The organism is Microbacterium sp. NPDC057659, from assembly GCF_042799915.1.
GTDB lineage: Bacteria > Actinomycetota > Actinomycetes > Actinomycetales > Microbacteriaceae > Microbacterium.
In genome coordinates this window covers 206,266-232,594 of sequence record NZ_JBHVHU010000002.1, presented here as the reverse complement: position 1 = coordinate 232,594, position 26,329 = coordinate 206,266, and the positions used below count along the sequence as shown (strand labels likewise).

24 protein-coding genes are annotated in these 26,329 nt (G+C 70.4%); 13 read left to right on the top strand and 11 right to left on the bottom strand.

Going from position 1 to position 26,329, the window contains the following annotated elements; translation table 11 throughout:
- Window positions 1–12: 12 nt before the first annotated feature.
- Together ACFVAE_RS09755 and ACFVAE_RS09750 are read left to right on the top strand one after the other, a co-directional pair.
- On the top strand, window positions 13–987 hold the full coding sequence (locus ACFVAE_RS09755; RefSeq protein ID WP_378891114.1) for a C-terminal binding protein: 975 nt from the start codon (window positions 13–15) through the stop codon (window positions 985–987).
- 19 nt (window positions 988–1,006) lie between these two features.
- Window positions 1,007–1,864 (top strand): fumarylacetoacetate hydrolase family protein, encoded by an 858-nt coding sequence (locus ACFVAE_RS09750; protein ID WP_378891112.1) that lies wholly within the window; start codon window positions 1,007–1,009, stop codon window positions 1,862–1,864.
- Window positions 1,865–1,874: 10 nt separating this feature from the next.
- Here ACFVAE_RS09750 and ACFVAE_RS09745 read toward each other — a convergent pair whose 3' ends face one another.
- The 5 genes from ACFVAE_RS09745 to ACFVAE_RS09725 all read right to left on the bottom strand — a co-directional run bounded on the left by ACFVAE_RS09745 (window position 1,875) and on the right by ACFVAE_RS09725 (window position 6,630).
- Window positions 1,875–2,723 (bottom strand): SMP-30/gluconolactonase/LRE family protein, encoded by an 849-nt coding sequence (locus tag ACFVAE_RS09745; RefSeq protein WP_378891110.1) that lies wholly within the window; start codon window positions 2,721–2,723, stop codon window positions 1,875–1,877.
- An 84-nt stretch (window positions 2,724–2,807) separates the two neighbouring features.
- Window positions 2,808–3,752 (bottom strand): Gfo/Idh/MocA family protein, encoded by a 945-nt coding sequence (locus tag ACFVAE_RS09740; RefSeq protein ID WP_378891108.1) that lies wholly within the window; start codon window positions 3,750–3,752, stop codon window positions 2,808–2,810.
- Window positions 3,753–3,789: 37 nt separating this feature from the next.
- Window positions 3,790–4,296, bottom strand: a complete 507-nt coding sequence (locus tag ACFVAE_RS09735) for a gluconokinase (protein ID WP_378891105.1) — start codon at window positions 4,294–4,296, stop codon at window positions 3,790–3,792.
- Window positions 4,293–5,531 (bottom strand): D-mannonate dehydratase ManD, encoded by a 1,239-nt coding sequence (gene manD / locus ACFVAE_RS09730; protein WP_378891103.1) that lies wholly within the window; start codon window positions 5,529–5,531, stop codon window positions 4,293–4,295. The genes ACFVAE_RS09735 and manD overlap by 4 nt, the downstream gene beginning before the upstream one ends.
- A gap of 88 nt (window positions 5,532–5,619) precedes the next feature.
- Window positions 5,620–6,630, bottom strand: a complete 1,011-nt coding sequence (locus ACFVAE_RS09725; protein ID WP_378891101.1) for a hydroxyacid dehydrogenase — start codon at window positions 6,628–6,630, stop codon at window positions 5,620–5,622.
- 142 nt (window positions 6,631–6,772) lie between these two features.
- Between ACFVAE_RS09725 and ACFVAE_RS09720 the strand changes: the two genes are divergently transcribed.
- From ACFVAE_RS09720 to ACFVAE_RS09695, 6 genes are read left to right on the top strand one after another with little or no spacing between them, the layout of a single operon-like run.
- Window positions 6,773–8,095, top strand: coding sequence for a hypothetical protein (locus tag ACFVAE_RS09720; protein ID WP_378856302.1), 1,323 nt, complete (start codon window positions 6,773–6,775; stop codon window positions 8,093–8,095).
- Window positions 8,092–9,060, top strand: coding sequence for a carbohydrate ABC transporter permease (locus ACFVAE_RS09715; protein WP_378891099.1), 969 nt, complete (start codon window positions 8,092–8,094; stop codon window positions 9,058–9,060). The genes ACFVAE_RS09720 and ACFVAE_RS09715 overlap by 4 nt, the downstream gene beginning before the upstream one ends.
- Window positions 9,057–9,923, top strand: coding sequence for a carbohydrate ABC transporter permease (locus ACFVAE_RS09710; RefSeq protein ID WP_378891097.1), 867 nt, complete (start codon window positions 9,057–9,059; stop codon window positions 9,921–9,923). Before ACFVAE_RS09715 ends, ACFVAE_RS09710 begins: the two co-directional genes overlap by 4 nt.
- 7 nt (window positions 9,924–9,930) lie before the next feature.
- Window positions 9,931–10,683 carry a tyrosine-protein phosphatase gene (locus tag ACFVAE_RS09705; protein WP_378891095.1) on the top strand — a complete coding sequence of 251 codons (753 nt, stop codon included), beginning with the start codon at window positions 9,931–9,933 and terminating at the stop codon, window positions 10,681–10,683.
- On the top strand, window positions 10,680–11,966 hold the full coding sequence (locus ACFVAE_RS09700) for an alpha-L-fucosidase (protein ID WP_378891092.1): 1,287 nt from the start codon (window positions 10,680–10,682) through the stop codon (window positions 11,964–11,966). The genes ACFVAE_RS09705 and ACFVAE_RS09700 overlap by 4 nt, the downstream gene beginning before the upstream one ends.
- 51 nt (window positions 11,967–12,017) lie before the next feature.
- Window positions 12,018–13,487, top strand: a complete 1,470-nt coding sequence (locus tag ACFVAE_RS09695) for a polysaccharide lyase 6 family protein (RefSeq protein WP_378891090.1) — start codon at window positions 12,018–12,020, stop codon at window positions 13,485–13,487.
- 215 nt (window positions 13,488–13,702) lie between these two features.
- On the opposite strand, the gene ACFVAE_RS09690 is transcribed toward ACFVAE_RS09695, so the two are convergent.
- The gene (locus ACFVAE_RS09690; RefSeq protein ID WP_378891087.1) at window positions 13,703–14,761 is read right to left on the bottom strand and encodes a LacI family DNA-binding transcriptional regulator; all 1,059 of its coding nucleotides are present in this window, start codon (window positions 14,759–14,761) and stop codon (window positions 13,703–13,705) included.
- An 11-nt stretch (window positions 14,762–14,772) separates the two neighbouring features.
- Window positions 14,773–16,095, bottom strand: coding sequence for a mannitol dehydrogenase family protein (locus tag ACFVAE_RS09685; RefSeq protein ID WP_378891085.1), 1,323 nt, complete (start codon window positions 16,093–16,095; stop codon window positions 14,773–14,775).
- 143 nt (window positions 16,096–16,238) lie between these two features.
- On the opposite strand from ACFVAE_RS09685, the gene uxaC reads away from it, so the two are divergent.
- Window positions 16,239–17,714, top strand: coding sequence for a glucuronate isomerase (gene uxaC / locus ACFVAE_RS09680; RefSeq protein WP_378891082.1), 1,476 nt, complete (start codon window positions 16,239–16,241; stop codon window positions 17,712–17,714).
- A gap of 18 nt (window positions 17,715–17,732) precedes the next feature.
- On the top strand, window positions 17,733–18,974 hold the full coding sequence (locus ACFVAE_RS09675; RefSeq protein WP_378891079.1) for a hypothetical protein: 1,242 nt from the start codon (window positions 17,733–17,735) through the stop codon (window positions 18,972–18,974).
- Between the two features lie 116 nt (window positions 18,975–19,090).
- Here the strand turns inward: ACFVAE_RS09675 and ACFVAE_RS09670 are convergent, their stop codons facing one another.
- From ACFVAE_RS09670 to ACFVAE_RS09660, 3 genes are read right to left on the bottom strand one after another with little or no spacing between them, the layout of a single operon-like run.
- Entirely contained in the window at window positions 19,091–19,711 is a 621-nt protein-coding gene (locus ACFVAE_RS09670; RefSeq protein WP_378891077.1) for an NADPH-dependent F420 reductase, read from the bottom strand.
- Complete coding sequence (locus tag ACFVAE_RS09665) at window positions 19,708–20,928, bottom strand: FAD-dependent monooxygenase (protein WP_378891074.1); 1,221 nt, start codon at window positions 20,926–20,928, stop codon at window positions 19,708–19,710. The genes ACFVAE_RS09670 and ACFVAE_RS09665 overlap by 4 nt, the downstream gene beginning before the upstream one ends.
- A 38-nt stretch (window positions 20,929–20,966) precedes the next feature.
- Window positions 20,967–22,337 carry an MFS transporter gene (locus ACFVAE_RS09660; protein WP_378891071.1) on the bottom strand — a complete coding sequence of 457 codons (1,371 nt, stop codon included), beginning with the start codon at window positions 22,335–22,337 and terminating at the stop codon, window positions 20,967–20,969.
- 155 nt (window positions 22,338–22,492) lie between these two features.
- On the opposite strand from ACFVAE_RS09660, the gene ACFVAE_RS09655 reads away from it, so the two are divergent.
- The 3 genes from ACFVAE_RS09655 to gnd all read left to right on the top strand — a co-directional run bounded on the left by ACFVAE_RS09655 (window position 22,493) and on the right by gnd (window position 25,666).
- Window positions 22,493–23,398, top strand: a complete 906-nt coding sequence (locus ACFVAE_RS09655; protein WP_378891068.1) for a LysR family transcriptional regulator — start codon at window positions 22,493–22,495, stop codon at window positions 23,396–23,398.
- Entirely contained in the window at window positions 23,395–24,528 is a 1,134-nt protein-coding gene (locus ACFVAE_RS09650; RefSeq protein ID WP_378891066.1) for a hypothetical protein, read from the top strand. Before ACFVAE_RS09655 ends, ACFVAE_RS09650 begins: the two co-directional genes overlap by 4 nt.
- 76 nt (window positions 24,529–24,604) lie before the next feature.
- Complete coding sequence (gnd, locus tag ACFVAE_RS09645) at window positions 24,605–25,666, top strand: phosphogluconate dehydrogenase (NAD(+)-dependent, decarboxylating) (RefSeq protein WP_378891063.1); 1,062 nt, start codon at window positions 24,605–24,607, stop codon at window positions 25,664–25,666.
- 252 nt (window positions 25,667–25,918) lie between these two features.
- On the opposite strand, the gene ACFVAE_RS09640 is transcribed toward gnd, so the two are convergent.
- Complete coding sequence (locus ACFVAE_RS09640; RefSeq protein WP_378891060.1) at window positions 25,919–26,323, bottom strand: arsenate reductase ArsC; 405 nt, start codon at window positions 26,321–26,323, stop codon at window positions 25,919–25,921.
- Between the last annotated feature and the right edge of the window lie 6 nt (window positions 26,324–26,329).

The following is a 26,329-nucleotide window of genomic DNA, read 5'->3' as shown; positions in this document are numbered from 1 at the left end:
AGCATTTACGCCATGCAAGAGTCCCTGACCCTCATCACCGACTGCGATCTGCCCGGCGACGCGGCCGAGCAGACCCTGCGTGCGGCCGGGCTGCATGCCGTGCGCGCGCCCGAGACCTCGACCGAGACGCTGGCCGCGCTGGGCGCCGATGCCGAAGCACTCATCGTGCAGTGGCACCGCATCGACGGCGCCCTGATGGACCGGCTGCCGAACCTGCGCTTCATCAGCAGGCTCGGAATCGGCTACGACATGGTCGACGTGGCCGCGGCCACCGAGCGCGGCATCGCGGTCGCCAACACCCCGAGCTACTGCATCGAGGAGGTCGCCGCGCACACGGTCGCGATGATCATGGCGCAGGGCCGGGGACTGCCCGCCTATGACCGTGCGCTGCGCGAGGGCGTCTGGAAGCCCGTCGACGCGCGTCCGTTCGCGGTGCGTCCGTCCCGTACCACCGTGTCGGTGCTCGGCTTCGGACGCATCGGCTCCCTGGTCGCCCGCGGCCTGCGCGGCCTCGGATTCCGAGTGCTCGTCGCCGACCCGTACGCGCCGGAGCAGGCTGTGCGCGATGCCGGATGCGAGCCAGCGACCATCGACGACGCGATCGCCGCCGCCGACATCCTCAGCCTGCACGTGCCGCTCACGGATGAGACGCGGTACCTCATCGACGCCGCGGCGATCGGCCGGATGAAGCCGGGCGCCGTCGTCGTGAACACCTGCCGCGGTCCGCTGATCGACGAGGCGGCACTGGTCGACGCGCTCACCGACGGCAGCATCGGCGCCGCGGCTCTCGACGTCTTCGAGGTCGAGCCGCTCGCCGCGGAGTCGCCGCTGCGCACCGCGCCGAACGTGCTGCTCAGCCCGCACGCCGCCTGGTACTCGCCCGAGGCGCTGCAGGACCTTCCCGTGCACGCCGCCGAGAACGTCATCCGGTTCCTCGCAGGTGACGAGGTGCCGGCGATCGTCAATCGCGCGGTCCTGGCGCGCTGAACACCGGAGGAACGAGCACATGGAACTGATGCGACGGGGAGAGCCCGGGGCCGAGCGGCCCTTCGTCCGCGGCGATGACGGCGTCATCCGCGATCTCTCCCCGCTCACGGACGACATCGACGGTGCTTTCCTCGCCGGCGGCGGCATCGCCCGCGTGCGCGCGGCGCTGGCGGACGGCGAGCTGGCCGAGGCCGACGTGTCGTCGCTGCGTGTCGGTGCCCCGATCGCCCGTCCGACCGCCGTGATCTGCGTCGGGCAGAACTACGCCGCGCACGCCGCGGAGTCCGGGTCCCTGCCGCCCGAGCATCCGGTGCTCTTCTTCAAGCATCCCAACACGATCGTCGGCCCGGACGACACCGTGCTGCTGCCGCCGGGCGCCGAGAAGGTCGACTGGGAGGTCGAGCTCGCCGTCGTGATCGGGAGCACCGCACGCTACCTGCGTTCGCCCGAAGAGGCCCAGGAAGCGATCGCCGGCTACGCCGTGTCGAACGACGTGTCCGAGCGTGCTTACCAGCTCGAGGTCTCGGGCGGGCAGTGGTCGAAGGGCAAGTGCTCCGAGACATTCAACCCGCTCGGGCCCGTTCTCGTGCCGGCGGACGAGGTCGATCCGCAGGTGCTGCGGCTCCGATCGTTCGTCAACGGAGAGTCCCGCCAGGACTCGTCCACGGCGGACATGATCTTCCCGGTGCTGCAACTGGTGCAGGAGATCAGTCACTACATGGTGCTGGAGCCGGGCGACGTCATCAACACCGGGACGCCGCAGGGCGTGGCGCTGTCGGGTCGCTTCCCGTACCTGCAGGACGGCGACGAGATGACGATCGAGATCGACGGTCTCGGCAGCCAGCGGCAGCGCACGAGCCGCGTGCGCCTGGACTGAGCGGGCGGTCTCAGCCGGCGAAGGGCAGGACCGGCATCCCGGTCGGGCCGGGGTGCACGGCGTAGACGCTGCCGGCGTCGGTGTCGTGGTCGGCGCCGAGGCCCTGCGCCGAGGTGGTGATGAACAGCGTGCCCAGATCGTCGCCGCCGAAAGTGCAGGCGCTCACCTGGGGAACCGGCAGCTCGATGCGCTCGATGAGCGTCCCGGCGGCGTCGTAGCCGAGCACGCAGGAACCGCCCCAGACGGCGACCCACACGCTGCCGTCGGCAGCGACCGTGAGGCCGTCGGGCACGCCGTCGGATGCCGGCATCGCCGCGAAACCGCGCCGGCCGATCAGATCGCCGCGCGAGACATCGAAGATGTCGACCCTGCCCGTCGCCGTGTCCACGTAATAGGCGCGCCCGCCGTCGGGAGAGAAGGCGATGCCGTTCGAGCAGGTCACCGACGGCAGTACAGGGGAAGAGGCCAGGTCGGCGTCCACGCGCAGCAGGACGCCCGCGCCCGTCGTGCTGTCGTAGGCCATCGAGCCGGCGAGCAGACGGCCCTGCGGATCGCAGCACCCGTCGTTCATCCGCACGGCGGGATCGTCGAGCAGCGCCACGCTGCGGGTCGGCGCCGCATCCGGGGCATCCGCGAGGTGCAGCGCGTGCGCGCCGACGGCGACGTAGCCGCCGTTCGTGCGGGGCCGCACGAAAGCCGCGTAGCGGTCGTCCACGTGCAGCCGGTGCACGCCGTCGTCGCGCAGCGTGAGCAGGTCGCCGGCATCGGCGTCGACCCAGCGCAGACCGCCCCATCCGGCCCACCAGACCGGACCTTCGGCATGGTGCGCGATGGGCCCGGTGACGTTCTCGGCCCTCACCGCGTCGCTTCTCGAATGAGGCGCCGCGCACGTGCGGACGGAAGGCAGGTCATGCTTCCATCCTGCCCTGCGGGTCGACTCGGATCAGAATGACACCGGTGCGCGTGTGGCGAGGGATCGGTACGCGGCGTCGACGACGGCCACGGCGTCGACCGCCTCGGCGGGCAGGATGCGGGCATCCGTGCCGGCCTCGAGTGCGGACAGGAAGTCGGCGAGCTGGAGCAGATACGGGTCCTGCCCGTCGGCCGCGGGCGGCAGATAGCCGTCGGCGGCGGCATCCGCACTGTCGTGGTGCAGTCGGCCCGTCGTGCCGATGACCTCGATAGCCGTGCGGAACGGCGTGCCCGGCCCGAGCCAGCCGCCGTGGATGCGGCTGACTGCGCCGCCGCGGTGGGTCAGCGTGACGACGGCCGTGACCTCGCGCGGCGCGACGCCCGCCGTCGACGGCGGGGTCTGGATGGCCGACACGGACGCCACGGGCCCGGCCAGCCACAGCGCCTGATCGATGTCGTGGATCATCAGGTCGCGGATGAGACCGCCGCCGGCGCTCTCATCGAAGAACCAGGCCGCAGTGGGCCCGGCTCCGACACGGCTGAGCGTCAGCTCGGAGACCTCGCCGATCTCACCGGCATCCACAGCCTGCTTGATCCGCCAGTACTCCGGGAAGTACCGCACGACGTGCGCAGGGAACAGCCGCACGCCGGCACCCGCCGCAGCGCGCACGATCTCCGCGGCATCCTCGGATGCCGCGGCCAGCGGCTTCTCGCAGATCACGTGCCGTCCGCGGGCGATCGCGCACAGCGCGATGCCGGGATGCGTGCGCGTCGGACTGATGATGTCGACGACGTCGACCGCGTCGAGCAGGCTGTCCAGGTCATCGACGATCTCGATGCCGTAGGCCTCCGCCAGCACCGGGGCGTCGGTGCGGCGCAGCATCCGGATCTCGGCGCCCAGCGCGAGGAGTGCCTCGATGTGCTGAACGGAGATCGCGCCGGCACCGATCAGCCCGACCCGCAGTTTCGTCGTCATGGGTTCATCCTGCCGGGGCGACGCGTTCAGGTCGCAATCACCGCCACCTGGACGAGGTGCCGAGGGCGTCGACCGCCCGCATCGCGATCTCCCGCGGAGCGGCGTCGACGCGCACGGCGACCCCGGCTTCGTCGACGGCGAGCGGCTCCAGTGCGTCGAGCTGCGACTGCAGCAGCGCGGGAGGCATGAAGTGCCCCGTGCGCTCCCGGGCCCGAGCGGCCAGCAGGTCGACGCCGGCCTCGAGGTGCACGAACACCGCGCCGGGGGCGTGCCGGCGCAGGGCGTCGCGGTAGCGCCGCGCCAGCGCCGAGCAGGCCATGACCGTCCCGGGCGCGAGCGCGGCGCCGACGGCCTCCAGCCAGGGGCGTCTGGCGTCATCGTCGAGAGCGATGCCGGCCCGCATCCTCGCGACGTTCGCCGCGCTGTGCAGGTCGTCGGCGTCGCGGAAGACCCCGCCGGTCAGGCGCGCCAGCTCGACCCCGACCGAGGTCTTCCCGACCGCCGAGACGCCCATCACGACGATCGGCGGCAGAGCTGCGCTCACCAGTCGTGGACGGTGCCGTCGGCCAGCCGGTTGTAGGGCAGGTAGGCCTGCTCGTAGGGGTACTTCCCGGCCTCGTCGAGGTCGAGCTCGACACCGAGTCCCGGCTGATCGCCGGGATGCAGCAGGCCGTCGCGCCAGGTGAAGGACTGCCGGAACACCTGGTCGGTCTTCGCGCCGTGCTTCATGTACTCCTGGATGCCGAAGTTGTGGATCGCCAGACCCAGGTGCATGGCGGCGGCCATGCCGACGGGGGAGATGTCGGTGGGGCCGTGCATGCCCGACTTGATCTGGTACATCGCGGCGTAGTCGAGAGTCTTCTTCAGGGCGCTGATGCCGCCCATGTGGGTGACTGCACCGCGGACGTAGTCGATCAGCTGCTCGCGGATGATGTCCTTGAAGTCCCAGACGGTGTTGAAGATCTCGCCGATCGCCAGCGGGGTGGTGGTGTGCTGACGCACCAGGCGCAGGGCCTCCTGGTTCTCGGCCGGCGTGCAGTCCTCGAGCCAGAACAGGTCGTAGGGCTCGAGGTCCTTGCCCAGGCGCGCGGCCTGGATCGGCGTCATGCGGTGGTGGCCGTCGTGCAGCAGAGGGATGTCCGGTCCGAACTCGTTCCGCACCGCCTCGAAGACGCCGGGCAGGTGGTTCAGATAGGCGCGAGTGTCCCAGTCCTCCTGCACGGGGTGGGCGCCGCGGCGCGCCGGCTCGTGGTCGTAGCGGGCCTCGCCGCCGCCGGTGTCCGCGGACTGCGAGGCGATGCCGTAGATCGCCTTCAGCCCGGGCACGCCGGTCTGGATGCGGATGGCCCGGTACCCCTGCTCGAGGTGCGAGCGCACCGAGTCGAACAGCTCGGGCAGCTCCTTGCCGGAGGCGTGCCCGTAGGCGAGCAGCCCGGTGCGGGACGCTCCGCCGAGCAGCTGGTAGACGGGCATCCCCGCCTTCTTGCCCTTGATGTCCCACAGAGCCATGTCGACGGCGGCGATCGCCGCCATCGTCACCGGTCCTCGGCGCCAATAGGCGCTGCGGTACAGGAACTGCCAGGTGTCCTCGATGCGGTCCTCGTCCGCGCCGATCAGCAACGGTGCCACGTGCTCGCGCAGGTACGCGACCACGGCCAGCTCGCGGCCGTTGAGCGTCGCGTCGCCCAGCCCGGTCACGCCGTCGGCGGTGGTGATCCTGAGCGTGACGAAGTTGCGGTCGGGACTGGTGACGATCACCTCGGCCTTGTCGATGGTCATTTCATCTCCGGATGCAGGGCGCGGGGGCGCGACGGGTGGGCACCGTCATGCAATCACAGTCCGGCGACTCTGGCAAGCGGTTGCCAGTTCAGGCCAGGAGATCGATTCGTGCGCGGGGCACGTCGTGCTGCAGGGGAACCCCCTGAGCGAGGCGCTCCAGCTCGTCGGCGACCAGCCACCCCATGGCCGCTCTGTCGCCGCCCATCGACCCCGCGACGTGAGGCGTGAGCTCCACGTTCGGCAGGTCCCACAGGGGCGAGTCGGGCGCCGGCGGCTCCTGGACCGTGACGTCGAGCAGGGCGGTCAGGTCAGGGCGGCCCCGCAGTGCCGTGACGAGGCCGTCCTCGTCGACCAGGCCGCCGCGTGCGGTGTTGATGAGCGTGGCGCCGTGGGGCATCCGCTCGATGAGCTCCCGGCCGATCATCCCCGTCGTCGCGGGGAGCAGGGGGGCGTGCAGGCTCACCACGTCCGACCGCTCGAACAGCTCCTCGAGACCCATCAGCTCCAGGCCGAGGCCCGCCGCCTGCGCGGGATCCGCATAGGGGTCGTGCGCGAGCAGCGTCAGTGCCGTTCCGCGGAGGCGCGCTGCCACGCGCCGGCCGATCTCGCCGAGCGCGAGCAGCCCGACGGTGCGTCCTGACGCGCCGTACGCCGCATCCCGCGCGTCGAGATCGCGGCGTGCGCGGTAGGCGCGGCGCGAGGCGGGGACGCCGCGTGCCGACAGGATGATCTGCGCCGCTGTCATCTCGGCCACGGGCTCGGCGTTCGCGGCGGCGGCGGAGACGACGACGATGCCCCGATCCCAGGACTCGTCGGTGACGATGTGCTTCACGGACCCTGCGGCGTGCAGCAGTGCGCGCAGCCGGGGAGCTCGGGCCAGCAGTGCGGCATCCAGCACCGGTGCTCCCCAGCCGGTGAGCAGTACGTCCACGTCCTCGAGGGCACGCGGATCCTGTGCGAGCTGCTCCGCGGTGAGCGGGGGGAGGGTGCTGTCCGCGATACGGTCGATTGCCGCAAGAACGTCGGGGGGATACACCTCGCCCCTGCGGTCCTCCTCCATCACCAGGCGCACCCTGATGCGCTCGTTCGCCACGTCCACGTCGTCTCCTCCTGCGGGAGCGCCTCAGCCAGACATCCGATGATTTGTTGACAGTCCCCGCGCCCCTAGGTTAGATTCGCGAACAGCGTCTTGCAAAGTGGCAAGCGTTTGCCAACCCGGAGAGAGTCTCATGCACACAAGGATGAAAGCAGCCGCACTGATCGGCGTCGCCACGCTGGCCCTCGCGGGCTGCTCGAGCGCCGCCCCCGGAGCGGGCGGATCGAACGTCGAGCAGGACGAGAAGGCCACTCTCGAGATCTGGACCCGCACCACCCCCGGCAGCGCCAGCGAGGCCGCCACCAAGAAGCAGGTGGAGGCGTTCGAGAAGGCCACCGGCTACAAGGCCGAGGTCACCGCGATCTTCGACGACTTCGAGACCAAGCTCGCTCAGCGCGCCGGGCAGAAGGACCTGCCCGACGTCGTGCTCAACGACGTCAGCCAGCTCGGAACCATGCAGACCCAGGGCATCCTGCGCGAGATCGACCTCGGCGATGTCCCCAACGCCAAGAACCTCACCCCGCAGGCGCTCGAGGCGGGCAAGGCGATCGACGGCAAGACCTACGGCATCCCGTACTCCGCACAGGCGAACGCCCTCTACATCCGCAGCGACTGGCTGAAGAACCTCGGCCTGCAGGCGCCGACGGACTGGGACGAGATGCTCGCCGTGGCCACCGCGTTCACCAAGAACGACCCCGACGGCAACGGCAAGGCCGACACCTACGGTCTCGCCGTGCCCGGATCGACCAAGCGCGGCTACGCGTCCTGGTACTTCTCGAACTTCCTGTGGTCGGGCGGCGGCGACTTCATCACCGGATCCGGCGACCAGTGGAAGCCGGCCATGACCACCGACGAGTCGGTCTACGCGACGCAGTGGTTCCGCGACCTGCAGTGCAAGGCGGGCGTGATGCAGCCGGGCGCCGTCAGCATGGACACCCCACCGACCAACGAGGCCTTCGAGTCCGGGGTCGCAGGCATGTACGTCACCGGCCCGTACATGATGCCGCGCTTCGACGAGGTGCTCGGCAAGGACAAGTACGAGGTGGTCACCATGCCGACCGGCCCGAAGGACCAGTCGGTCCTCGCCGAGGGCGGCACCGTGTACCTGATGGCGGGCTCCGAGAACGTCAAGGGTCAGTCGGCCTTCGCGGACTGGTACGTCAGCCCCGAGGCGCAGACCGAGGGCATGAAGGGCACGGACGCGTTCGTCATCCAGCTGCCGGTCAACGAGAAGGTCGACATCACCGACGTGCGTGACGACCCGCGCTGGCAGACGTTCGCCGACGCCTACCAGAAGAGCGGCACCTACGCCCCGACGATCCCCAGCTGGACGCCGGTGCGCCAGATGACGGCCGACACCATCAACGCGCTGCTCGCCGACTGCTCGCTCGACCTCGACGACGAGCTCGCCAAGCTCGACGCCAAGCTCGCGGACGAGCTCAAGACGCAGGGGATCCTCAAGCAGTGACACTCCACACCGCCGACGCCGCTCCTGTGGCCGACGCATCCCGTCCCGTGGCGGAGACCCGCGTGTCTCCGCCACGGGCCAGGCGGCGCCGTCATCGTGTACAGGGTTCCTGGTGGATCCCCTGGGCGTTCCTGATGCCTGCGCTGCTGCTGTTCCTGGTCTTCCGCTACATCCCGATGATCCAGGCCGTCTCGATGTCGGTCGAGAACGTGCGCCCGTACCTGGGCAACGAGTTCGTCGGGATGCAGAACTACCAGACAATCCTCTCCTCGGCGGACTTCCGCGATGCGGCGATCAACACCGTCGTCCTCGCGATCGGCCAGACGGCGGGGTGCCTGCTGCTCGGCTTCGTCCTGGCCCTGCTGCTGGAGGGGCAGACCCGCAAGCTCTCCTTCATCCGCTCCGCGGCGTTCCTGCCGGTCGTGGTGCCGATGGCCGTGGTCGCCGAGCTGTGGCGGATCATGTACTACCCCGCAGCGGACGGCTTCCTGAACTCGATCCTGGTGGTCTTCGGCCTCGGACCGAGCGAGTTCATCAACAGTCCCGACACCGCCATGGGGTCCATCATGCTGATGGGCATCTGGCGCGGCGCGCCCTACGACATGATGATCATCCTGGCCGGCCTCGCCGGCATCGACCGCGGGCTCTACGAGGCCGCCACGGTCGACGGCGCCAACCGCTGGCAGCGCATCGTGCACGTCACCCTGCCCGGTTTGCGGCCGGTGTTCACCATCCTCTTCATCCTCGCCGCCGTGCGCGGCTTCCGGGTGTTCACCGAGGTGTTCCTGATGACCAACGGCGGGCCGAACGGCGCCACCGAGGTGATCATGACCCTGCTCTACAAACTCGGCCTTGAACAGGGCAAGCTCGGCGTCGGCTCGGCCGGCGCGGTGCTGCTGTTCCTGGCGACCCTGATACTCACCCTGGTCGTGCAGATCCTGACCCGGAGGAAGAAGGACGCATGAGCGTCGGAACAGACACTGCCCTCGGGTTGACCGAGAGCCGCAGCATCGCCGGCATCGCCGTCAAGGTCTTCCTGTACGCCCTCGTCGTCGTGCTGTTCGCCGGTCCCCTGATCGCCCTGCTGGTCGGTGCGTTCAGCCAGGTCTCCGACCCGACCGAGCTCAGCGTCATCCCCCACCGTCCGACGCTGGACAACTTCGGCGTCGCGTTCGACTACGGAGTGCTCGGCTACCTGGCGAACTCGTTCTTCGTGGTCGGCTTCGGCCTGCTGCTGCAGGTGATCGTGTCCGTGCTGGCCGGCTACGCCCTCGCCCGCAAGCGCTTCCGCTTCTCGGCCCTGGTCATGGTGGCGATCCTCGCGACCATGATGCTGCCCGAGGAGATCCTGGCGCTGCCGCTGTCGATCCTGCTCTCCGACATCCCGCTGCTGCACATCAACCTGATGGGCACGCTGGCCGGAATGATCGTGCCGCTGGGCGCGTGGGCGTTCTCGATCCTGGTGATGACCGAGTTCATGAAGGACGTCCCGCTCGAGCTCGAGGAGGCCGCCCGCATCGACGGTGCGAGCGAGCTGCGCGTGTTCGCGCAGATCATCGTGCCGCTGTGCAAGCCGGCCCTGGGCGTGATCGGGGTGTTCGGATTCACCATGATCTGGGACCAGTACCTGCTGCCGCTGCTGGTCTCGCAGAGCAGCGACACGTACACGCTGCCGCTCGCGCTGCGCACGCTGCGCATCGACCCCGCCGTCACGCCCGGCGTCATCATGGCCGCGTCGCTGCTGGCACTGCTGCCGTCCGTCGTCGTGTTCCTGCTGTTCCAGCGCTCGTTCGCACGCGGCCTGACCTCGGGTGCGCTGAAGGGCTGACGCGGCGATGACGATCGAGAGCATCCCGGGGGTCTTCGGCCTCCGGGACATCGGAGGCATGCCCGCGGCCGGCGGGCGCACCCGCCGCGGGCGGCTGTTCCGGTCCGGCGAGCTTTCCGGTGTGGACGACGACGGCGCCAGGATGCTGCGCGCCGGCGTCCGACGGATCGTCGACCTGCGCTCCGACGACGAAGTCGCCTCCGCGGCGACGGCTGTGCCGGGCGTCGACATCGTGCGCGTCCCGCTGTTCCTCGGCTCGCCCGCCTCGTTCTTCTTCGAGGACCTCACCCTGGGCGAGGTCTACGAGCGAATGCTGGTCGAGTCCGCGGCATCCCTCGTGACGGCCGTGCGGATGATCGCGCGGGGAGACCCGACTCTGGTGCACTGCACAGCGGGCAAGGACCGCACCGGGCTCACCATCGCGCTTGCCCTGTCGGCGGTCGGCGCCGATCGCGGCGCCGTGGTCGCCGACTACGCCCTGACCGGCGAGCTCATCTCGCACGAGCGCCGATCGGCCGAGGTCGTGCGGCTGCGCGCGAAGTATCCGGACTCCCGCAACGCGGCGTCCCTCGTCACCGAGTCGCCGGCGCCGGTGATGCGCGAGACGCTCACCGGCATCGAGGAGCGATGGGGCGGAGCGGCCGGCTACCTCCGCACCCACGGCCTGACCGCCGACGAGCTGGCCGCGCTGCGGCGCGCGCTCGTCGAACCGGGATCGCCCGGCATCCCCGCATCCGATCCCGAAGGAGCATCTCTGTGACGACCGCCGATCTGCACTGGTTCACCGAGGCGCGCCTCGGCATGTTCGTGCACTGGGGGCTGTACTCGCTCGCCGCCCGGCACGAGTGGGTGAAGAACCGCGAGCGCATGACGGATGCCGAGTACGAGCGGTATCGGGAGCACTTCGACCCCGACCGCTACGACCCGCGGGCATGGGCGCGCACCGCCCGAGCGGCCGGGGCGGGGTACGTCGTGCTCACAGCCAAGCACCACGACGGGTTCTGCCTGTGGGACTCGGAGCTCACCGACTACACCGTGATGAACACACCCTATGGGCGCGATGTCGTCGCCGAGTTCGTCGAGGCGTGCCGTGCCGAGGGGCTCCGCGTCGGTCTGTACTACTCGCTGATCGACTGGCACCACGAGGGCTTTCCCGTCGACGGCACGCATCCGCAGCGCGACGACGAGGAGTTCAAGGCGGCCGCCGCCGATCGCGACATCCGCGACTACCAGCCGTACCTGCACGGTCAGGTGCGCGAGCTGCTGACCCGCTACGGGCGGATCGACTACCTGTTCTTCGACTTCTCGTACACGCACCGTCCCGACTACTGGGGCGGCAAGGGCGCCGAGGACTGGGCGGCCGACGAGCTGATGGCGCTGATCCGCGAGCTGCAGCCCGAGGTGATCGTGAACGACCGGCTCGGCATCCCCGGCGACATCGTCACCCCCGAGCAGTACCAGCCGCTGGAGCCGATGCGGCGCGACGGCGTTCCTGTGCCGTGGGAGGCGTGCCAGACGCTGAACGGCAGTTGGGGGTACGACCGCGACAACCTCGACCGCAAGAGCACCGGATCGCTGATCCGGCTGCTCATCGACGGAGTGTCCAAGAACGGCAACCTGCTGCTGAACGTCGGACCGGACGGCCGTGGGCGGCTCGACGCAGTCGCGCGGGAGACCTTCGCCGGCATCGCCGAGTGGATGGATGCGCACGCGCGCTCGATCCACGGTGCGGGCCCCGCACCCTGGCAGGCGCCGACCGACACCCGGTACACCCTGTGCGGCGACCGGCTGTACGTGCACCTGTTCGACTGGCCGTTCCGGCACCTGCACCTGCCCGGTCTCGCGGGAAAGGTGCGGTACGCGCAGCTGATGACGGATGCCTCGGAGATCCTGCCCCTGCACATCGACCCGAAGCGCACCGCGCAGAACACGCTGATGGGAGGGCTGTCCGAGGGCACGCTCACTCTGCAGCTGCCCGTGCGTCGTCCCGACACGGCGGTGCCGGTGATCGAGCTGTTCCTGGACCAACACCCCGGTTCCTGAGCCAGGCCGCGACCGCGACCTCGACGAAGGGCCTCAACGAGGAGGAAACCCATGAAGAGAAGAACGTTCATCCTGTCCGGACTGGCGGGCGCGGCGACCGCATTCGCCGGCGTGCAGGCCGCGGGCGCGGCGGTCGGGCCTGCGGGCGGAGTCGTCCCGGCCCTGGTCGGCACCGGCCCGTACACCACGGTCTCGTCGCTCTCCGCGCTGCAGAAGGCGATCGACACGGCTGTCGAGGGTGCGACGATCATCCTCGCCGACGGCACCTACGCGGTGCCGGACGGCGCCCCGATCCGTCTGGACGGCGTCGGCGGTCGGTGGAACAAGCACCTGACGATCACCGCGGCCACGGTCGGAGGCGTGACCTTCACCGGAGCGCAGAGCTTCGTGCTCTCCGGAGCGCACCACGTCACCCTGCGCGGCTTCGTGTTCACGCAGTCGACCACGTTCGAGATCCCCGCGGACTGCCAGGCGATCACGATGAGCCGCAACGAGTTCGCGCTCGCCGACATCGAGGGGCTGTTCCACGCGATGGTGCGTGCCGACGACACCGTCGTCGAGTACAACCACTTCCACAGCAAGTCGACGCTCGGTGTGCTTCTCGCGATCGAGGGCGGCGGCAGCACCGACATGGCGCAGCGGGTGCACATCCACCACAACTACTTCTCGGACCACAGCTTCGCCGGCGACAACGGCGGCGAACCGATCCGCCTGGGTGTCAGCCCCCGCGCGCTGAGCAGTGCGCACGCTGTCGTCGAGTACAACCTGTTCGAGCGCACGAACGGCGACCCCGAGGCGATCTCGGTGAAGTCGAGCGACAACATCGTCAGGTACAACACCTTCCGTGACAGCGGCGGCGGCATCGTGCTGCGGCACGGAAACCGCACCAGGGTCGAGTCGAACCACATCATCCGCGGTGAGCGCGGCATCCGTATCTACGGCAACGACCACGTGATCGTGAACAACTACATCGGCGACAATGCCGACACGGCGTTCGTGCTCGGCGCGGGCACCGTGCGCGACCACTACGAGGGCGAACCGTCGTCGTCGCGCACGAAGAACGACGCCGCCGATCGGGTGCGGATCGCGCTGAACACCGTGGTGAACGCGGCGGGCGGCATCTCGTGCGAGACGCACCGCCCGATCACGCCGATGGACTGCGTGATCGTCGACAACATCTTCCAGGGCGACGCGGGCACGCAGAGCGTCGTCTCGAACTCGATCGGGTTCACCTGGGCGGGGAACATGTTCTGGGGTGCCGCACCCGACGGCGACATGCCGGCAACCGGGTTCACTCGGGCCGATCCGCGGCTCGCGAAGGATGCCGCGGACGTGTGGCGGATCGGTTCGGGCAGCCCCGCGGTGAACGCCTCGACGCAGGATCATTCGGCCTGGGTACGCGATGACATCGACGGGAGGCAGCGCCTTGTGAAGGCGGATGCCGGCGCGCACGAGGTGAGCATGGCGAGGCCGATGCGCGGGCCGCTCCGCACGGCGGACGTCGGGCCTCTCGCGCCCTGATCTGGCAACCGCTTGCCAGATTGGTGGGCCGCCCGGGATCGGTGCGGCCCACCGCCCACCTCGTGCACCCTCACGCTTTGACCCGCTGAGCGACTCAGGGCGTGAGCGTGCGGCGCGTCGGGCGGCACGGCACCGGAGGTGCGCGGGACCGGGCGGCGAGCAGCCGGGCGGCGAGCAGCCGGGCGGCAGTCGGCCGGGTGCCGCCCGGGCCGCGGTCAGGCCGGTGCGGCGCCCGTCGACCCGCGAACGACCAGGGTCGTGTCGAGGTCGATCCCCAGTCGCGGCACGCGATCGCCGGCGACGAGGGCGAGCAGGGCGGTCATCGCGTGGTCGCCGGTCTCGCGCAGCGGCGACTTGATCGTGGTGAGCGAGGGCGACGTGAAGTCCGCGCCGAAGATGTCGTCGAAGCCGATCACGCTGAGGTCGGTGGGGATGCGCACTCCGGCCTCCACCAGCTCCTGCATCAGCCCGATCGCGATCAGGTCGTTGTAGGCGACCACGGCGGTCGCGCCGCTGTCGCGGACCGCCCGTGCGGCCGTGCGGCCGCCCGCGACGGTCGGGGCGACCGGATCCAGCTGGACCAGCTCGATGTGCGCCCATTCGCAGCGCCGCGCGAGCAGCTCGCCACGGCGGCGTGCCATCCACGAGAGTGCGGGGCCGGGCACGTAGGCGAGGCGGCTGTGCCCCAGGCCGCGCAGATGCCGGACGGCCTCCGCGATCCCCTCCGAGGCGTCGGGGACGACCGACAGCACGTCCGACACCTCTCGGTTCACCACGGCGACGTGCTTCTGCCCCGCGAGCGCTCGGATGTGCTCGTCCGACATGCGGGGCGTGGCGAGCAGCAGGCCGTCGAGCATGCGCATCATCCGCTCGGCCCGCTCGTACTCGCGCTCCTCGGACTCCTCCGACTCGGTGAGCACCAGGGTGTAGCCGCTGCGCGTGGCCGCGGTCTCCGCACCACGGACGATGTCGAAGAACACCGGGTTGGTGATGTCCGAGACCACGAGGCCGATGATCGAGGTGCGCCCGGTCGGCAGCGCGCGCGCCATCGGATTCACCTGGTAGTTGAGCGTTTCGGCGGCGGCGCGGATGCGCTTCTCGGTCGCCGCGCTCACGCGGCCGGGGCGGTTCAGAGCGCGCGAGACCGTCGACGGATTCACGCCGGCGAGCTTCGCCACGTCGTAGATGGTGACGCTCTCGCCCGGGCGCACCTGCGTGCCCTGGTCGGTCTCGTCGCCGGGCATCACGGCGTCGCCGGTTCCGTCCTCAGCCATCGGCATGCTCCTCACTGCGCGGGGCGCGCTGCGGCGCCGACGGGCATGTCCCCCAGCCTACGGATCCCGAGACGGATGGCGGCGCTCATGGCCTCGGACATCCCGGCATCCGTCACGCCGGCGAGCAGATCGTCCAAGGCAACCGGACGCCGCGCCTGCGTCACCAGCCAGGCGGCGACGGCGCCCGCCGGGGCGGAGGTGTCGTCCCCGGCCAGGATCGCGTGGGCGAGAACAGGCAGGATCCGCTCGCGCAGCTTGCGCTCGCCGTCGGCGGAGATCTGCGTGAGCTCGTGCCGGATGCGGGGATTCGCGAACCGCGTCCGCGTCGCCGCGATCGACTCCTCGACCTCGTCGGCCGCCAGCAGGCAGCTCGGGCCGGCGACCCGCCAGTACGCCTCGACGGCGTCGCGGATGGCCGGATCGGCGAACGCCGCCGCGACATCCCGGTGTCCGGCGAGGATCCCCCGGTAGGCGAGCAGCGAGTGCGCGCCGTTGAGGATGCGCAGCTTGCGCTGCTCGAAGGGTGCGAGATCGGCGGCCGGCCGCGCGCCGGCGCCCGGCCAGTCCGGCGCCGGGGCCGCGAAGTCCTGCTCGATGACCCACTCCGAGAACGGCTCTGCGACCACCGTCGCCTCGTCGCGGATGCCGGTGGCGCGCTCGACCTCGTCGACGTCCTGCGGGCGGGTGCGCGGCGTGATCCGGTCGACCATCGACGAGCGGAAGGCCACGTTCTCGTCGATCCAGCGGGGCAGGGCGGCGTCCATCTCGGCGGCCGCTGCCAGCACCACACGGCGGGCGACCTCGCCGTTGCCCGCGAGGTTGTCGCAGCTGATAACGGTCAGCGGTCCGGCACCGGCGCGGCGTCGGCTATCCAGCCCGACGGCGAGGCGCACGGGGGCCGTCGCGACAGGCGCATCGGTTCCGGCATGGACCCGGTGCAGATCGGCGGCGACCTGGGGGTCGGTGAGGTCGAGACGCCCGAGGCGGTCGGTCCGGTACCCGGATTCGGTGACCGTCATCGTCACGACGTGCGTGCGCGGATGCGCCATCGCGCTCAGCCACGCGGTGCGGTCCGCCCCGTCGTGGACGGACCGGATGCTGCGGACCCGGGTGAAGTCGTCGCCGTCGGCGCCGCGGGTGACGAGCGTGTACCGGCATCCGGATCGCTGCAGGAGCCTCGCCTGGTCGGGGCTCCGCCCGGTGAACGCGACGATGCCCCAGGGCGTGCCGTCGTGCGGCGCCCGCTGCGTGTACCAGGCCTGATGGGCGCGGTGGAAGGCGCCGACGCCCATGTGCACGACCGTCGGCCCGTCATCGCGCGGTTCATCCGTCACTGCCGGCCCCCTCTCGAGACGGAACGATCACGCCTCCGAAAGCCATCCTAGTGGCAAGCGGTTGCCAAAGGTGTCCGCACCCGGGTAGCGTGCATCTGGACGACCGGCCGAGGCCGACGCGACGCACGACCCAGAAGGACCACATGCGCAACCTCAGGATGCATCCAGACCGGCTTCTGCCCGCCGACCCCGCCGTGCGCGAGATCGCCCGCGGACTCTACCGACGGGTCGCCGATGCGCCGATCTGCTCCCCGCACGGACACGTGCCCGCCCAGTTGCTCGCCGCGGACCAGCCGTTCGCCTCGCCGACCGAGCTGCTGCTCACCGGCGACCACTACGTGACCAGGGTGCTGCACGGAGCCGGGGTCTCGCTCGGGGGAGTGCAGGCACCGGCGGGACTGCCTCCGATCGACCCGCGCGACGCGTGGAACGTGCTCGCCCGGCACTGGCACCTGTTCCGCGCCACGTCGGTGCAGTACTGGTTCGAGCACCAGCTCGCCGAGGTGTTCGGCATCGACCAGCGGCTGACGCCGGAGTCCGCGGACGGCATCTACGACCAGATCGCCGAGCGCCTCACCGACGACGACTACCGGCCGCGTGCGCTCTTCGAGAGGTTCGGCGTCGACGTGCTCGCGACCACCGACGATCCGGCGTCCGACCTTGCCGCGCATCGCGCTCTCGCCGCCGATCCGTCGTTCCACGGCCGTGTGCTGCCCACCTTCCGTGCCGACCGCATCATGGATCCCGCGGCGGACGGATGGCGCCCCGCGCTGGATCGGCTCGAGGCATCAGCCGACATCCCCTGCACCACCTATGCGGGCATGCTCGAGGCGCTGCGCCAGCGCCGCGCCGCGTTCCGCGCGGCCGGCGGCACCGCCACGGACACCGGGGTGGCGGATGCCTGGGCGCTGCCGCTGCCGGCGGCGGAGGCGGAGCGCATCCACGCCGCGGGGCTGCGCGGCGAGGCGACGGATGCCGAGGGTGAGGCCTATCGCCGCGACATCCTGTACCGGTTGATGGAGATGTCGGCGGAGGACGGCATGGTGATGCAGCTGCATCCCGGCATCCATCGCAACCACCACCGACCGACGCTGGAGCGATTCGGCGCCGACACCGGGCACGATCTGCCGGTGCCGATGACGTACACCGAACCGCTCCGCCGGGCGCTGAACGACTTCGGCACGGGCACCCGGCTGCGGCTGGTGCTGTTCACGGTCGACGAGACCTCCTTCTCGCGAGAGCTGGCCCCGCTCGCCGGCTTCTACCCGAGCGTGTACGTCGGCGCCCCGTGGTGGTTCCTGGACACCCCCGACGCCATGGAGCGTTACCGTCGCGCGATCACCGACAGTGCGGGCTTCGAGAAGACGTCCGGGTTCATCGACGACACCAGGGCGTTCTGCTCGATCCCCGCCCGGCACGACATGGCCCGGCGCGTGGATGCCGGCTACCTGGCGTCGCTGGTGGCCACCCACCGCCTCGACGAGGAGGACGCCTCGCAGATCGCGGACGACCTCGTGCGTCGCGTGCCCTACGACACGTTCCGGATCCCCGTGGACGCAGCCCCGGATCGCACTCCCCGTCGTGCCGACGTCGACGATCTGACGTATTCTGCGACCTGAACGAAGGGGAGGGCGTGGATGCCGCAGACGGGGACTCTCCTGGTCGGTGCCGCCGTCCGCACCGTGCCCGTGCCGCGCGGCACAGCGATGTCCGGCTACGCCGCCCGCACCTCCGGCAGCACCGGGACCCACGACCCGCTCACCGTCCGCGCCCTGGTGATCGACCGGATCGCCCTGATCGCGGTGGACTGCTGCGTGCTGCACGAGGACACCTGCGCCGCCGCGCGGTCTGCGGCGATCTCCCGCGGTGACATCGACGAGCTGGTGCTGCATGCGACGCACACGCACTCCGGCCCGTGCGTCGGGTGGGGCCGTGCGGGCGTCGACGAGGCGGAGGTGCGCGTCGCGCTGACCATGGCTGTCAGCGCGGCTGTCGCCGATGCCGCCGCTCGTCGGCTGCCGTGCACGACCTGCTTCTCGGAGGCCTTCGGCGCGGACGTCGCCCGCAACCGCCGGCATCCGGAGCGCCGCATCGACCCGCCCGTGCAGGCCGTCGGGTTCGACCATGACGGCCGTCGCCTCGCCACCCTCGTGACGCACGCCTGTCATCCGGTGGTGCTGGACGCGGCGAACACCCTGATCAGCGGTGACTTCGTCGCACCCCTGCGCGAGCAGGTCGAGCAGGCCTTCCCCGGCAGCGTGTGCGTCTACGCCACCGGTGCCGCCGGTGACGTGAACCCCGGCGACTTCAGCCCGGAGTCCTCGTACGTGCCGGGCGGCGAGGGGCACACCTTCGCCGACGCGGACCGCATCGGCGGCATCCTCGCCCGGGCGGCGCTCGGAGAGCCGGTGCAGGAGATCGACGCGCGTGACGCGGCCTTCGCGACCGCCGAGGTCGCCCTCGACCTGCAGCCCGAGTCCGATGTCGCCGCCGAGGCTCGTGCCTGGCGTGACGAGCTCGCCCGCGGGACCGACCGCTCGGCGCTGCTCGAGGAATGGCTGCGGTGGGCGGAGGGCCGCCCGCACGGCACCCGATGGACCGGGCGCGTGTCGGTGATCTCGGCCGGCACTCTGCGCATCGTCTGTCTGCCCGGCGAGCCCTTCCTCGCGGCATCCGATCGTCTGCGCGCCGAGCACGACGGACCCGTCCTCGTGCTCGGCTACTGCGACGGCGTCGCGGGCTACCTGACCGATGAGGACGAGTACGAGCACGGCGGCTACGAAGTCGCCGACGCGCACCGCTACTACGGGATGCCGGCGCCGTTCGCGCGCGGCTCGCTGGAGCGCGTGATCGCGGCGGCGGCATCGCTGCTGTCCTGAGTCGCAGCATCCCGGCGAGCACGGATCGAGGTCGGGGCATCCAGCCGCGACATCCGCTCGTCCACCTCGCCCGAGCAGCCGGCGGACAGGCGTTTCGATGCCCCGGTATCCCGCACCTACGGCAGCAGCGCGAACCCGGACTCGTACCGTGTCTTGCCGAGTGCGGCCATGATGATCTGCAGGAAGCCCATCGCCTCGAGTTCGCGGGCACGCGTCAGCGGACCGACGTCGACCGCGCGCATTCCCGATGCCTCGATGAGCGCCGCGACTCGCATCTTCGCGTCGGCGTAGTCGCCGGCGTAGAGAACGGTCGTCGGGGTCGTTCCGTTGGTGCCGCTGGTGAGCGTGTCGCCGAGGTTGACGTTGAACGCCTTCACGACTGCTGCGCCCTCGGGGAGCATCTTCGCGAGCTCGGCGGCGGTCGAAGAGTCGGCCGGCGACCTCAGCTCGTCGTAGGTCGAGAAGTCGATCGGGTTGCTGATGTCGATGATGACCTTCCGAGCGAGTTGATCCCGGTACTGCTCGAGGATGCCGGTGTACGCACTGTACGGAACGGCGAGCACCACGAGGTCGCCGGTGAGCTCATCGCCCATGACGCTGTAGTCGAGTCCGGGGCGCGCCGCCGACATGCTGGTCGCGCTCCGCTTGACGATCTGGACGTGGGCGCCGGCGCGCGTCGCGACCTCGGCGATCGCCCCGCTCATCTTGCCGCTGCCGATGATGCTGATCGAGGTCATGCGTACTGCACCTTCCTGAACCGGCCGAGCGCCTGCTCGGCCACCTTCTGCGCGTCGTAGTCGAACACCGCTCCGCGGCGGAAGTCGCGGCCGACGCGGATGTCGGCGTCGCGCTTCGTGAGGTCGGCGAACTCGTACTGCGCATCGAACATCGCGCCTGCGCGACGCGAGCCGTTCTGCAGGATGGCCGTTCGCTGCATGCGGACGGCGGTGTACCGGCGGAACGCCTCCGGGATGTCGCCGACGTCGTCGGCCGCCGCGAGGAATGTGGCGAGGGCCATGCTGTCCTCGATCGCCTGGTTCACACCCTGCCCCTGGTGCGGCAGCATCGTGTGCGCGGCGTCGCCGAGCAGCGTGATCGGCCCCTGCGACCAGTTCGTGAGGGGCTCGTGGTCGAACAGCCCCCACCAGAACGTCTTCTCGATCTGCGAGATGAAGTTCTGCAGCCGGGGATCCCAGCTCTCGCCGGCGAACTCGGCGGCGAGCTCGCCGACCTCGGCCGGACCCGACCACGGCCCGTTCAGCGGACGGTCGCTCGGGACGCCGGCGACGAAGTTGAAGAGCCTGCGCTGCTGCAGCGGATAGCACATGAAGTGCCGGCTGTCCCCCATCCACACCTGGCTGATCATCGGCCAGTCCGCGGGCAGGCGGGAGGCGTCCATCACTCCGCGGTACACGATGTACCCCGAGTACACGGGCTCCGGATGCTGGTCGACGGCCCTGCGCACGACCGAGTGGATGCCGTCCGCGCCGATGACGGCGTCGAAGACCTCCTCCGTGCCGTCCTCGAACTCCAGACGCACTCCGGCGTCGACCGCCTCCACCGACGCCAGACGGTGGCCGAGCCGGACCACCTCGGGGTCGACCTCGTCGGCCAGGGCCCCGATGAGATCGGGCCGGTACATCCCGATGTTCTGGTACTGCTTCGCCGTGTCCTCCCAGGCGGCGTCGGTGACCATGCGGCCCATTGCATCGAGGTAGACGCCGTGACCGTCGGGGACCGCGCCCAGGCTGCGGATCCGGTCCAGCACCCCGAGCCGCTCGAGGACGCGCGCGGCATTCGGAGCGACCGTGACGCCCGCGCCCACTTCTCCGAGTCTGCTCGCCTGCTCGAACACGGTGACCTGGATTCCCGCGATCTTCGTCAGGGCGATGGCGGCGGTGAGTCCGCCCATCCCCCCGCCGATGATCGCGATCCTGGTGTGACGACTCAGCATTGCTTCTCCTTGACTGAACTGCGCACGCCGTGCGCGCCTTACCGGGTTCCTGCGAGCGCACCGGTGGTCTGCGGCTCGAAGATCGTGGCGCCCGTCGCCTGCTCGGCCTCATGGTCCGGTCCGAGCGGAATGCCGGAGCGATCGCGCAGGCACAGCGTGGCGCCCGCGCCCAGCAGAGTTGCGATGAGGAGATAGGCCGACACGGCGGCGACCGTGCCGGTGGCGCCCAGCAGCATCTGCGCGATCATGGGAGCGAACGCCCCGCCGAGCACCGCGCCGATCGCGTACGTGATCGAGACGCCCGAGAAGCGGATGGATGCCGGGAAGATCTCCGCGTACCAGGCGGCCAGCGGCCCGTAGGTGAGTCCCAGGCCGGTGGAGATCAGGAGCAGCGCGATGTAGAGCCCCGGCAGCCCGGCCGTGTCCACGAGCCAGAAGACCGGGAACACGATGACGGCCTGCAGACCGAAGCCGATGAGGAAGGTGTTCCGGCGGCCGATCACGTCGGCGAGGTGACCGGCGAGCAGCGTCGAGAAGAACCAGACCGTGGCGGCGAAGACCGCCGCGACGAGGACCGAGGTGGTATCCAGGTGCTGCACGCTGATCGCGTAGTTGTTCAGGAAGCCGCCCGTGGTCATGTAGCCGAGAGTGCCGTTGCCCACGAACACGAGGGCGGCGAGGACCACGAGGTTCCAGTGGCGCGTGAACAGCGTCACGATCGGCAGGCTCGCCTGCTTGCCGCGCTCAGCGATCTCCGCGAACACCGGGCTCTCCGAGACGGAGCGGCGGATGACGAAGCCGACGACGATCAGTACGACGCTCAGCAGGAACGGCACCCGCCAGCCCCACTGCAGGAACGCCTCCCCGGGCGAGATGACACCGGTCATCAGTGCGGTCATGCCCGAGGCCAGCAGGAAGCCGAGGGGGACGCCGAGCTGGGGCCACGCGCCAGCGCGGCCCCGACGGTCCGACGGGGCGTGCTCGACGGCCATCAGGACCGCACCGCCCCACTCGCCGCCGGCCGAGAGACCCTGAAGGATGCGGAGCAGGAGCAGCAGGATCGGCGCCGCGATGCCGATCTGGGCGTAGGTGGGCAGCACGCCGATCAGGGTCGTCGCTGTGCCCATCAGGACGAGGGTGGCGACCAGCATCGCGCGCCGTCCGATCACGTCGCCGAAGTGGCCTGCGAGGAAGGCGCCGAGCGGCCGGAACAGGAACGAGATGCCGACGGTGGCGAACGAGAGCAGGAGCGCGATGTCCTTGCCGGCGGGCTGGAAGAAGAGCTGGGCGAACACCAGACCGGCGCTCGTCGCGTAGATGAAGAAGTCGTACCACTCGATGGTGGTGCCGATGATCGTCGCGAAGGCGATCCGGCGCTGTGAGGTGACTGCGGCAGTCGAGGCGGTCATGAGCATCCCTAACGTCATTGTTCTGCCCTCCATGAGGAGGGCCGGGGGGAATCGGGTCCTCTCATCGTCGGACACTGATGTCTGTGTGTAAATCACGGTTATCCGCGGATATAGTTCGAGTGAATCGAAGAAGTCATGGTGAGACGGGAGTGCTCATGGCCGATGTGAGCCTGCGGCAGCTGGAGCTCTTCGCCGCACTGCCGAACTTCGGCACGCTGAGCGCGGCAGCGGCTCATCTGCACATCTCGGAGTCCGCCCTGTCCCAGGCCATCACGAGCCTGGAGAAGGCCGTGGGCGAGCAGCTGTGCGTGCGGCGCAAGGCGCGTGGGCTGACGCTGACACCGACTGGCCAGCAGTTCGCCGAGCAGGCCCGCAAGATCATCGCGGACACCCAGGAGCTGGTGCTGGGCGTCGGCAAGGGGCGGGAGCTGCGCGGTCCGGTGAAGCTGGGCTGCTACTCGAGCTTCGCCACCCACGTCGTCCCCGAGCTTCTGGAGGGCTTCCCGAAACGGCATCCGGGAGTCGACCTCGAGATCATGGTCGGCACCAACGAGGAGCTGCTCGCGGCCCTCGAGGCCGGACGCCTCGACGTGGCGCTGATCTTCGATGTCTCGTTGCCGGTCGGCTACCGGCGTCGCAGGATCTACCCGACCGAGCTGCAGGTGCACCTGCATCCCGATCACCCGCTGGCGTCGGCGGAGTCCATCGATCTCGCGGATCTCGCCGACCAGCCGTGCATCCTGTACGACGTCGCCCCTGGCACGCGCAACGTGACGGACGCTTTCGCCGCCCGGGGCCTCGAGCCCCGGATCGTGGCGAAGGCCACGCAGCTCACCCTCGTCGACGCGCTCGTCGGGCGCGGCCTGGGATACGGGCTGCTGATGTCGCGGCCGAACACCCTCCCGATGAGCACCGAGGGTCGTCCGCTCGTGATCCGGCCTCTCGATCCGCCGGTCACCCGCTCGTACGTGGTGGGACTCTGGCCGGCGGACATGACCCTGACACCGCGCGCATCGGCAGTGCTCGACTTCGCCGTGGAGAAGTTCGGAGGAGCAGGATGACTCGACGGAGGCCGGAGCTGCCACCGACCACGGGCGTGGTCTGGTCGAGCGGCATCCTGGACGCGGTGATCGCGGTGGCGATCGCCGGCGGGGTCGGCGTCGGACTCACCGGCGTGCTCGTGCTGCTCGGCGGACTGAGCGGGGCGGGCGACACGATGAACGCCGCCGGGCTCCGCCTGCTCCTCATCACAGCGGTGACCGTCGCCGTCTTCCTGGTGCTGCTCGGGCCGGCGTTCACCGCCGCGCACTTCGCGCGGATGCGGATGTACGACGGCGCCGTGGCGGGCTCCGCCGAACTGCGCAACGCCGTCGAGTTCCGCGGGCAGGCGACGGCCACGCCCTTCTTCCCGCTGCAGGTGAGCCTGTTCTGCGTCGCCGGATTCGCCGCGATCATGGCGATCGTCTTCGCGATCCTGTGGTCGCAGGGGCCCGTCTTCCCGGCGCTGGCCGTCGGATGCTTCGCGCTCGTCGTCGTCCTCCTGCTCGCGGTGCTGGTCACACGCAGCCTGACGCGGGGGCGGATCGCTGCGCGGGCCGCCGCACTTCCGAAGGGCGCCGTGGGCGTGCACGGCCAGGCCGCGGTGCTCCTGCCGGACGACAGGACCGGCCGCGCCCGGCTGGCCGAACGCGACCGTCGGCTGCGCACGCCGCTGGATCGGGCCTCACGCGCCATGGTGTGGTGCCTGGTCACCGGCATCGTCCTCACCGGTGCGGCCGGTGCGCTGCGCGACACGATCGGGGGAGTGCCGGTGGCCGTCGCGTGGCTGCTCCTGGCCGCGTGCGCGGCGACACTGCTCGTGCTGCACCTCGCCCGCTGGGTGCAGCTCTCCCGCCTGCCGCAGCGGCTGCGCGGCCCGTCGCCGACCGACGCCGAGAAGGAGCGCGGACGATCCCTCACGAACGACCTGCGCACCCAGGCCGTCACGACCATGGCGGTGTGGACCGTCATCGCCCTCCTCGCGGCGGGCGTCGCGGGCCCCCTCGTTCTGGTCCTCTGGCTGCTGGGACTGGCCCTGCTGGTCTGGCTGCGGGCGCGGCTGGAGCGGATCGGACCCGCGCTGCGCGACGAGTTCGGCTACGACGTGCCCATGGAGATCCCGACGGGTGATGCCGGCACCGGACTGAACTGACCGGCATCCGCGCGGATCATTGCCCTGTCGTCGGCGGTGCAGGACGATGTACTCGGACCTGAGTGAGGGAGAGACCATGCAACTGGGAATGATCGGACTTGGCCGGATGGGCGCCAACATCGTGCGGCGTCTGATGCGCGACGGCCACGACTGCGTCGTCTACGACGTCAGTCCCGATGCGGTCTCCGCGCTCGCCGCAGAGGGGGCGACCGGAGCATCCGATATCGCCGACTTCGCCGCCAAGCTGCAGACGCCGCGCGTGGTCTGGCTGATGGTGCCCGCCTCGCTCACCGGCAAGGTCGTCGACGACGTCGCCGCCGTGCTCGAGCCGGGCGACATCATCATCGACGGCGGCAACTCCAACTACCGCGACGACGTGCGCCGCGCCAAGGCGCTGCGCGAGCGCGGCATCGAGTACGTGGATGCCGGCACGAGCGGCGGGGTCTTCGGACTGGAGCGCGGCTACTGCCTGATGGTCGGCGGCACCGACACCGCTGTGAACCACATCGAGCCGCTGCTGAAGACGATCGCGCCGGGAGCCGGCGAGATCGAGCGCACGCCCGGCCGCACCGGCGCTCTCGCGCCCGAGGAGCAGGGCTACCTGCACTGCGGTCCGTCGGGCGCCGGGCACTTCGTGAAGATGGTGCACAACGGCATCGAGTACGGCATCATGGCCGCGCTCGCCGAGGGCCTCAACCTGCTCGAGAACGCGGATGCCGGGGTGCGCGAGGCTGAGCACTCGGCCGAAGTGGCTCCGCTGGAGGAGCCCGAGTTCTACCAGTTCCCGATTGACACCGGCAAGGTCGCCGAGCTGTGGCGGCGCGGGTCGGTGGTGTCGTCGTGGCTGCTCGACCTGACCGCCGCCGCACTGAACGAGAACCCCACGCTGACCGGTCTGGCCGGGCGTGTTTCCGACTCGGGTGAGGGGCGCTGGACGGTCAAGGCCGCCGTCGACGTGGGAGTGCCCGTGCCCGTGCTCGCCGCCTCGCTGTTCGAGCGGTTCGCCTCGCGCGACGAGGACCACTTCGCCAACCAGGTGCTCTCGGCGATGCGCCTGCAGTTCGGCGGCCACCAGGAACTGCCCGCCGGCGACGTGCTCGAGGCCGGCGGCCGGAAGTCGGACGCGCCTCCGGCCTGATGCTGCCCTGGGTCCTGAGCGAGCGTGATCTCGTCTTCCCGGGTCCTGAGCGAGCGTGATCTCGCCTTCCCGGGTCCTGAGCGAGCGTGATCTCGTCTTCCCGGGTTCTGAGCGAGCGTGATCTCGCCTTCCCGGGTCCTGAGCGAGCGTGATCTCGCCTTCCCGGGTCCTGAGCGAGCGAAGCGAGACGAAGGGCGCCCTCGTCCCGCTTCGCTCACTCTCGAGCCGCTCCGCTCGAAGGTGCGCGCCCGCTCAGAGCAGTTCGCCGAGGAGCTTCTCGATGCGCCCGCGGATCTCGTCACGGATGGGCCGGACGGCGTCGATGCCCTGTCCGGCGGGGTCATCGAGCTTCCAGTCCTCGTAGCGCTTTCCGGGGAAGAACGGGCAGGCGTCGCCGCAGCCCATGGTGATCACGACGTCGGACGCCTGCACGGCCTCGGTGGTCAGCACCTTCGGCTGCTCGGTCGTGATGTCGATGCCGAGCTCGCCCATCGCCTCGACGGCGACGGGGTTGATCTGGTCTGCGGGCATCGAACCGGCGGAGCGCACTTCGATCCGGTCGCCGGCGATGTCGCGCAGGAAGCCTGCGGCCATCTGCGAGCGGCCCGCGTTGTGCACGCAGACGAAGAGGACGGAGGGCCTGGCAGTGTCGGTCATGGTGGC

Bases quoted from the DNA above. Each gene is read 5' to 3' on its own strand.
- ACFVAE_RS09755 (WP_378891114.1), top strand. From the start codon at position 13: ATGCAAGAGTCCCTGACCCTCATCACCGACTGCGATCTGCCCGGCGAC.
- ACFVAE_RS09750 (WP_378891112.1), top strand. From the start codon at position 1,007: ATGGAACTGATGCGACGGGGAGAGCCCGGGGCCGAGCGGCCCTTCGTC.
- ACFVAE_RS09740 (WP_378891108.1), bottom strand. From the start codon at position 3,752: ATGACGACGAAACTGCGGGTCGGGCTGATCGGTGCCGGCGCGATCTCC.
- manD (WP_378891103.1), bottom strand. From the start codon at position 5,531: ATGACCATCGACAAGGCCGAGGTGATCGTCACCAGTCCCGACCGCAAC.
- ACFVAE_RS09720 (WP_378856302.1), top strand. From the start codon at position 6,773: ATGAAAGCAGCCGCACTGATCGGCGTCGCCACGCTGGCCCTCGCGGGC.
- ACFVAE_RS09710 (WP_378891097.1), top strand. From the start codon at position 9,057: ATGAGCGTCGGAACAGACACTGCCCTCGGGTTGACCGAGAGCCGCAGC.
- ACFVAE_RS09705 (WP_378891095.1), top strand. From the start codon at position 9,931: ATGACGATCGAGAGCATCCCGGGGGTCTTCGGCCTCCGGGACATCGGA.
- ACFVAE_RS09695 (WP_378891090.1), top strand. From the start codon at position 12,018: ATGAAGAGAAGAACGTTCATCCTGTCCGGACTGGCGGGCGCGGCGACC.
- ACFVAE_RS09690 (WP_378891087.1), bottom strand. From the start codon at position 14,761: ATGGCTGAGGACGGAACCGGCGACGCCGTGATGCCCGGCGACGAGACC.
- uxaC (WP_378891082.1), top strand. From the start codon at position 16,239: ATGCGCAACCTCAGGATGCATCCAGACCGGCTTCTGCCCGCCGACCCC.
- ACFVAE_RS09675 (WP_378891079.1), top strand. From the start codon at position 17,733: ATGCCGCAGACGGGGACTCTCCTGGTCGGTGCCGCCGTCCGCACCGTG.
- ACFVAE_RS09670 (WP_378891077.1), bottom strand. From the start codon at position 19,711: ATGACCTCGATCAGCATCATCGGCAGCGGCAAGATGAGCGGGGCGATC.
- ACFVAE_RS09665 (WP_378891074.1), bottom strand. From the start codon at position 20,928: ATGCTGAGTCGTCACACCAGGATCGCGATCATCGGCGGGGGGATGGGC.
- ACFVAE_RS09660 (WP_378891071.1), bottom strand. From the start codon at position 22,337: ATGACCGCCTCGACTGCCGCAGTCACCTCACAGCGCCGGATCGCCTTC.
- ACFVAE_RS09655 (WP_378891068.1), top strand. From the start codon at position 22,493: ATGGCCGATGTGAGCCTGCGGCAGCTGGAGCTCTTCGCCGCACTGCCG.
- ACFVAE_RS09650 (WP_378891066.1), top strand. From the start codon at position 23,395: ATGACTCGACGGAGGCCGGAGCTGCCACCGACCACGGGCGTGGTCTGG.
- gnd (WP_378891063.1), top strand. From the start codon at position 24,605: ATGCAACTGGGAATGATCGGACTTGGCCGGATGGGCGCCAACATCGTG.
- ACFVAE_RS09640 (WP_378891060.1), bottom strand. From the start codon at position 26,323: ATGACCGACACTGCCAGGCCCTCCGTCCTCTTCGTCTGCGTGCACAAC.